The following is a 6,515-nucleotide window of genomic DNA, read 5'->3' on the forward strand; positions in this document are numbered from 1 at the left end:
GATATGCTATAATTTCATATTTATGATAATATAAAAGGATGGAAAAATGAAAAAAATTATACTTTTTTTAAGCTCTTTTGTTGGACTTTTTGCTGTTGAAGCAGAGAAATTTCTTGATACTATACAAAGAGGCGATAATTCTATTTGGGGTCCTGGAAGAGTAGAAAATATACCTACATATTATAACGGACCTTTTGCTGATTTTTTTGTAACTTGGCAAGGAAATGAGTATTTTTCTATGCTAGCAGCTAGTGCTATTATGGCTGTTATCCTTGCATTTATTGGACATTATGCTATAGTTGGTCCAAAATCTTTTTCGCATCATCATGGTAAAATTTATGCTTTTAATGTTATGGAAAGATTAGTTCATTTGATTGCTGCTGTAGCTTGGGTTATACTTGTTCCAACTGGCATTATAATGATGTTTGGCGATGAATTTGGCGGTGGGGCGTTTGTGAGATTGTGTAAAAATTTACACGGAATCGCTACTGTTTTATTTGCTATTTCTTTACCTTATATGTTTTTTGCTTGGGTTTTAAGAATGCTCCCTGCTGCTTATGATATCAAATGGGCAATGATAGTTGGAGGTTATCTTTCTAAGAAAAAACGTCCAATTCCAGCTGGTAAATTTAATTTAGGACAAAAAGCATGGTTTTGGATAGCAACTGCTGGTGGTCTAGTTATGATACTTACTGGTGCTGCTATGTATTTTTTAGATACTGCAATTCCTGGGGCGAATGGCAAATTTTTTGGTATGGCTCAGATAGAATTTTTAAGACTTTCAGCAATTATCCATAATATTTTAGGTATAGCGTGTGCTGTATTTTTGTTGGTTCATATATATATGGCTGTATTTTGCATAAAAGGCTCAATACACGCTATTATAACAGGATATAAAGAAGAAGAAGAAGTTTATATACTTCACCATTATTGGTATCAAGAACTTCTTAAAAAAAATAAAATAACTCGTTCAGTTTTTGAAAACGACTATACAAATTTGAAATAAAATGGAGCCGATTTATTCTACAAAAATCACCAAATTTAAAAGTGGTGAAAAATTTGAAGTGGATGATATTTTAGTAAGAGAGGTTATGATAGATATCATTTTAAATGATGAAAAAATTGGTTCGGTTATGGCTACACCTGTTGATGAAAAAGCCCTTGTTTATGGATATTTGATAAGCGAAGGGCTTATTTTAAATGATATTAAAAGCATCGAGTCTAAATTTATAAATGATTTTCACACTGAGATTTACATTGAAGCTAAACAAAATGATGAAAATTTGGCTAGATTTAAAACAAGTAGCGTTATAGTTAGCGGTTGTGGAAGCGTTAGAAGTGCTAATTTAAATTTAGATTTAATAAACGCAAAAAAGCTAAATAACAACATTAAATTTAGCAAGAGTTTAATACTATCAAGAATGGCTATGTTTTATACTCAGTGTGATTTGTATGAGCAAACAGGTTGTGTTCATACGGCTAAATTATTCGTAAATGATGATGAATTTTACATAGGTGAAGACATTGCACAACATAACACAATAGATAAGGCTTTAGGAAAAGCTAGATTAAATGGTGCAAATTTAGAGAATTCTTTTTTGATGGTAAGTGGAAGACTTAGCTCTGAAATGGTTGCAAAAGCCGTTATGCACGGAGTTCCAGCTCTTATTTCAAGAACTGCACCTACTTATTTAGGCGTAGAGATTGCGAGAAAATTTAATTTAACTCTTTGCGGTTTTGCAAGAAATCAAAATATAAATGTTTATAGCGGAGCTTTATTTTGAAATTAGTAAAAGATTTGATTTTAAAATTTCAAAAAGATAATAAAATACCGTGCGGTGTAGCGTTTAAGATAGCACATATGGCAGGTGTTGATGTGAGTGAAGTTGGAAAAATGGCTACTTTAATTGGCGTTAAAATTTCAAATTGTGAGTTAGGGCAATTTGGTGAGTATAAAAAAGAAATTTCGCCACTTAGTATAAAAGCACTTTACGATTTAGATAAATTTGTCGATGAAAAAGATAGAGTTTTTTGCAAGGATGCTAGATTTGTTGCAAAAAAAGTTGGCTTAAAAAGTGTTAGAAGTGTTTTAAAAAGCAAAAATATAGATGTAAAATACTGCTTGCTTGGATGTTTTAAAGAAAAAAAAGGAAAGAAAATGTTAGTAAAAACTAAGACTTGGATAGAAAATGCAAAAGGTGAGCTTTTATTTGGAAAAGGCAAAACTGAAGTGCTAGATGTTATATCTCAGACAGGAAGTATAAAGGCAGCTAGCGAGATGCTGGATATGAATTATAAAAAGTGTTGGACTCATCTAAAAATTTTAGAAAAAAATTTTAATGATACTTTATTTGAAACAAAGCAGGGCGGCGGAGAAGAAGCTGGCACTAGATTAAAGCCAAAAGCGTATGAACTTATGAGTGCTTATAAACAGCTTGAAAAAGAGATTGATGAATTTGCAAATAGGCGTTTTAAAGAGCTTTTTTTAGAAAAAGATAGTTAAATTTAAATACTTTAGATATAATTTTTGAAAATTAGCTTTGAGTTTCAAAGATTCTAAAAATTTAAGGAAAATTATGAAAGTAGATTGTCGAAATTTAGAGTGCCCAGAGCCGATAATAAAAGTTAAAGATGCAATAAAATCTGCAAAAATTGGACAAGATTTGGAAGTTGTAGTAAATTCTTTAGCACCTAAAGAAAATATTTCAAGATTTTTAAAATCAAATGATTTTGAATTTAGTGTTGAACAAGACGAAGATTTAACGATTTTTAGATTGGTGAAAAATCATAATTTAAAAGATGAAAATGTAGAAAATTATCAGTGTCAAATAAATTCAAAAGTTATTTATTTAAATGAAGATAGAGCAGGGAGTGGCGATGTTGGAGTTAATTTGCTAGGTAAATTTTTAGGAGCTGTTTTAAATTTAGAAAATAAACCTAAAATGATAATTTGCGTTAATAATGCCGTTTTTATGACAGCAAATAGATCTCATCCAAATTATGCAATTTTAAAGAATTTAGAAGAAAATGGCATTGAAATTTATAGTTGCGGAAGTTGTTTGGAAGCTTATAAAATAGTCGATAAACTTAGTATTGGCAAAATAACAAATGCTTATGATATTATGGATATATTTAGTAAATATGAAGTGATAAAGCTTTGAAGTATAGAAATTTTAGCTTAACTAAATTTACAAAAGCAGCTGGTTGAGCCGCCAAAGCCGATCCGTGCGATCTAAACAAATATTTAGGCGGCATTTTGCAAAAAGATAAATTTCTCTTATCCAACATTGATTCAAATGAAGATGCTAGCGTTTATAAGATAAACAATGATTTAGCTTTAGTTCAAACTCTTGATTTTATCACACCTGTTGTAGATGATCCATATATTTTTGGTCAAATAGCAGCTGCAAATTCGCTAAGTGATGTTTTTGCAATGGGTGCAGAGGCTATAAATGCTTTAAATATTGTAGGTTTTGATAGTTGTAATTTTAGTGGTGAAATTTTGGCTGAAATTTTAGCTGGCGGCAAAAGCAAAGTGGTTGAATGTGGTGCTTTAATAGTTGGTGGTCATACTATTGAAACACCTCAAATGTATTATGGATTAAGTGTTACTGGCAGGGTTCATCCTGATAAATTTTGGAGCAATAATACAGCTAAAATAGGCGATGTTTTGATACTTACAAAACCTATTGGCACAGGGATTTTAAGCACTGCAATAAAAGGCGATTGTTTAAATTTAGATGATATAAAAGAAGCAGTTGAAATTATGAGGCTTTTAAATTTTTATGCACTAAAAGCTCTTCAAAATTTACACATAAACGCTTGCACAGATATTACTGGTTTTGGGCTTTTAGGACATGCAAGCGAGATGCTAAATGATAAAATTTCTATTAAATTTTATAAAGATGAAATTCCTATTTTAAATTCGGTCTCAAAAGCCTTAAATTTGGGTCTTATTCCAGAAGGTGCATATAGAAATTTAAACTTTATTTCTAAATTTTGCGACAAAAAACCCGATATAATTTTTTGTGATCCACAAACTAGCGGAGGGCTTTTGATTGCAGTTCGAGAAAAAGATGCAAATAAAGCTCTTATAAATTTAAAAAATTCTGGCTACACTCAATCAAAAATCGTAGCAGAAGTTACAGAAAAACGTGAAAATCGAATTTTAATTTAAAATTTTATATTAAATTTATATTTTTTAAATATAATTGATTTTGAAATTTTAAAAAGGTATTGCGATGAAAAAACTTTTTATATTATTTTTTGTTTTAGTTATTTTATTTATAGGTGGAGGTTTTTATCTTGCAAATCAAATAGAAACCAAAAATGAAGCATTGTTTCAAAATATATTTAACTCTACAAATAACTTTAAAAACTCATATAAAAAAGGATTTTTAAAAACTCAGATAAAAAGCAAATTTACAATCAAAAAAGATAAAATTAATTCCTTATTAATATATGAAGAAATTGTAAAAGAGGATTTGGAATTTGAGGCTATTTATAGTGTTGAAAATTCTGTATTAAATTTAATAACAGGCTTTAAAGCTAGTGGAGATATTGTATTAAAAAACCTTGAAGATGGTGTTAAAAAGATATTTGGCACTCAAAAAATAGCTACTTTTGAAACCATAATGGATACAAAAGGCAATGCAAAAACAAAATTCGCTCTAACGCCAGTAAATTTCAACAATCATAACGCCAAAATAACCACATCTTCAGCAATTTTAAAGTTTAATCACAATTATTTGGGTATAAAAGATTTAAATTTTTCATTAGATAATTTTAATTTTTTAAGTGGAGTTAATGAACTAAATTTAGAAAAAATGCATCAAAAAGTTGAGTATAAACAAATTTTTCCATTTCAAGTCTTTTTTGATCTAAAAAATTTTTATTTAATAGACGCCAAAAGTGAGCAGAGTTTTTCTGAAATATCCTTTAAAATTGGAAATTTCAAAACTTCACTCAAAGACTATACTGATAACTCTAAAGTAGAAGTAAATAAAGATAAATTTGGTGCAGAAATTTCAGGTAAGTTGCAAGAAATAGAAGTTCTTTTTGAAAATAAACCATATAAATTTTTAAATTTAAAATACGATATAGATTTAAAAGATTTAAGTAAAAATTTTTATGAAGAAATTATTTCTAAATCAAAATACGATAAAATTCATACCATAGATCTAGAAAAATTGGGGCTTAAATTTTTATCAACAAGCCCTAAAATTTACATTAACAACATAAATTTTTTAGATGACCAAAACAGAACCTTTAAAGCTTCGATTGGTTTTGGGCTTGAAGACTTTAATGTAAACAATCTCTTGACAATACAAGATAATATCTTTTTGAAAGGAATGATTGAGTTTTCTGATTCGTATTTAGATCTTATTTTAAATGGAGATAAGGAGGCAAAAAAGGCTGTTTTAGATAGTAAAATTTTATTGCAAAAAGATCAAAATTTAAGGGCTGATTTTGAATTTGATAAAAACAAGCTAGATATTATTTTAAATAATAGCATTGGATTAAATGAAATGTTTTATGGCCATAAATTTTAGAAATTTATAGCTTTAACCTAAATATAATTTTTTATTTTTATGTTTAATTTAAGGCATTTTTTTTTGTTAAATTTTTTAGTTTAATTGCCTTAAAACACTTTTTATTGGTTTTTTAAATCAATAGTTTTTCATCGATGAGTAAATAAGATATAAAAATTTTAAGTAATATAAGAGTAAATTTAAAAATATGGCTATATTGCAGAATTAAAACTAGTAATATCAATTATAAGCTTATAAAGGCTTAAATATATAAGAAGAGTTAGATATAACTCACGAATTACTAGCAGTTATGAGTATTTACATGGTGTTGCTATGGATAAACTAACTCATCCATCGTGCACACAATTTCCTAAAATGGTTCTTAGAAAATATAAATTTTAGCTATTTGCCAAATGGCTTGATTGTATAACTAAGCTATATTGTTTATAGCTTTGCAAATTATTTCGTAATCGCTACTATCAAGTGGATATCCAACTTGAAGTTTTTTCATAAATGGTGCAAAATTTTCCACATTTTTCTCCTTGTTTTTTGAAATTTGATTTAAATTTATAAAATTCTCAATGATTTTTTTACCATATTGAGTAAAAAAACTCTCAGGATGAAACTGAATTCCATAAATTTGCTTAGTTTTATGTTTTATTGCCATTATGACATCACTTTTTGCTAAAATTTCTAATTCATTTGGTAGATTATCAACATATAGTGAGTGATAACGCATAACTTCAAAATTTGAAGGTAAATTTTTAAAAATATCACCTTCATTTATAACGCTTATTTTTGAGCTTTTTCCATGAACTGGAGTTTTTAAAGTTTTAATGCTAGCACCAAATTTATACGCAATTGCTTGATGTCCAAGGCAAATTCCTAAAATCGGAACATTTAAATCAGCTTCGATTATCTCTAAACAAATTTCGCTATCTTTTGGATGTTTTGGACCAGGGCTTAAAATGATATGAGTTGGAT

7 protein-coding genes are annotated in these 6,515 nt (G+C 28.3%); 6 read left to right on the forward strand and 1 reads right to left on the reverse strand.

The window, feature by feature from the left end; genetic code table 11:
- Positions 1-46: 46 nt before the first annotated feature.
- From F1B92_RS01420 to F1B92_RS01445, 6 genes are all read left to right on the forward strand, one after another.
- Positions 47-1,006, forward strand: coding sequence for a formate dehydrogenase subunit gamma (locus F1B92_RS01420; RefSeq protein ID WP_154570135.1), 960 nt, complete (start codon positions 47-49; stop codon positions 1,004-1,006).
- Position 1,007: 1 nt separating this feature from the next.
- Positions 1,008-1,784 carry a formate dehydrogenase accessory sulfurtransferase FdhD gene (gene fdhD, locus F1B92_RS01425; protein ID WP_154570136.1) on the forward strand — a complete coding sequence of 259 codons (777 nt, stop codon included), beginning with the start codon at positions 1,008-1,010 and terminating at the stop codon, positions 1,782-1,784.
- Positions 1,778-2,503 (forward strand): winged helix-turn-helix domain-containing protein, encoded by a 726-nt coding sequence (locus F1B92_RS01430; protein WP_326833059.1) that lies wholly within the window; start codon positions 1,778-1,780, stop codon positions 2,501-2,503. The genes fdhD and F1B92_RS01430 overlap by 7 nt, the downstream gene beginning before the upstream one ends.
- A gap of 73 nt (positions 2,504-2,576) precedes the next feature.
- Positions 2,577-3,161 (forward strand): sulfurtransferase-like selenium metabolism protein YedF, encoded by a 585-nt coding sequence (yedF, locus tag F1B92_RS01435; protein ID WP_154570137.1) that lies wholly within the window; start codon positions 2,577-2,579, stop codon positions 3,159-3,161.
- Positions 3,158-4,177, forward strand: a complete 1,020-nt coding sequence (gene selD / locus F1B92_RS01440; protein WP_154570138.1) for a selenide, water dikinase SelD — start codon at positions 3,158-3,160, stop codon at positions 4,175-4,177. The genes yedF and selD overlap by 4 nt, the downstream gene beginning before the upstream one ends.
- 64 nt (positions 4,178-4,241) lie before the next feature.
- Positions 4,242-5,552, forward strand: coding sequence for a YdgA family protein (locus tag F1B92_RS01445; RefSeq protein ID WP_154570139.1), 1,311 nt, complete (start codon positions 4,242-4,244; stop codon positions 5,550-5,552).
- Between the two features lie 409 nt (positions 5,553-5,961).
- Here the strand turns inward: F1B92_RS01445 and F1B92_RS01450 are convergent.
- A partial coding sequence (locus F1B92_RS01450; protein WP_195836265.1) for an anthranilate synthase component II occupies positions 5,962-6,515 on the reverse strand: 554 nt, incomplete at its 5' end.

Origin of the sequence: Campylobacter portucalensis, from assembly GCF_009690845.1 — a bacterium.
Lineage (GTDB): Bacteria > Campylobacterota > Campylobacteria > Campylobacterales > Campylobacteraceae > Campylobacter_B > Campylobacter_B portucalensis.

Coding starts and splice junctions, on each gene's coding strand:
- F1B92_RS01420 (WP_154570135.1), top strand. CDS start 47: ATGAAAAAAATTATACTTTTTTTAAGCTCTTTTGTTGGACTTTTTGCT.
- fdhD (WP_154570136.1), top strand. CDS start 1,008: ATGGAGCCGATTTATTCTACAAAAATCACCAAATTTAAAAGTGGTGAA.
- F1B92_RS01445 (WP_154570139.1), top strand. CDS start 4,242: ATGAAAAAACTTTTTATATTATTTTTTGTTTTAGTTATTTTATTTATA.
- yedF (WP_154570137.1), top strand. CDS start 2,577: ATGAAAGTAGATTGTCGAAATTTAGAGTGCCCAGAGCCGATAATAAAA.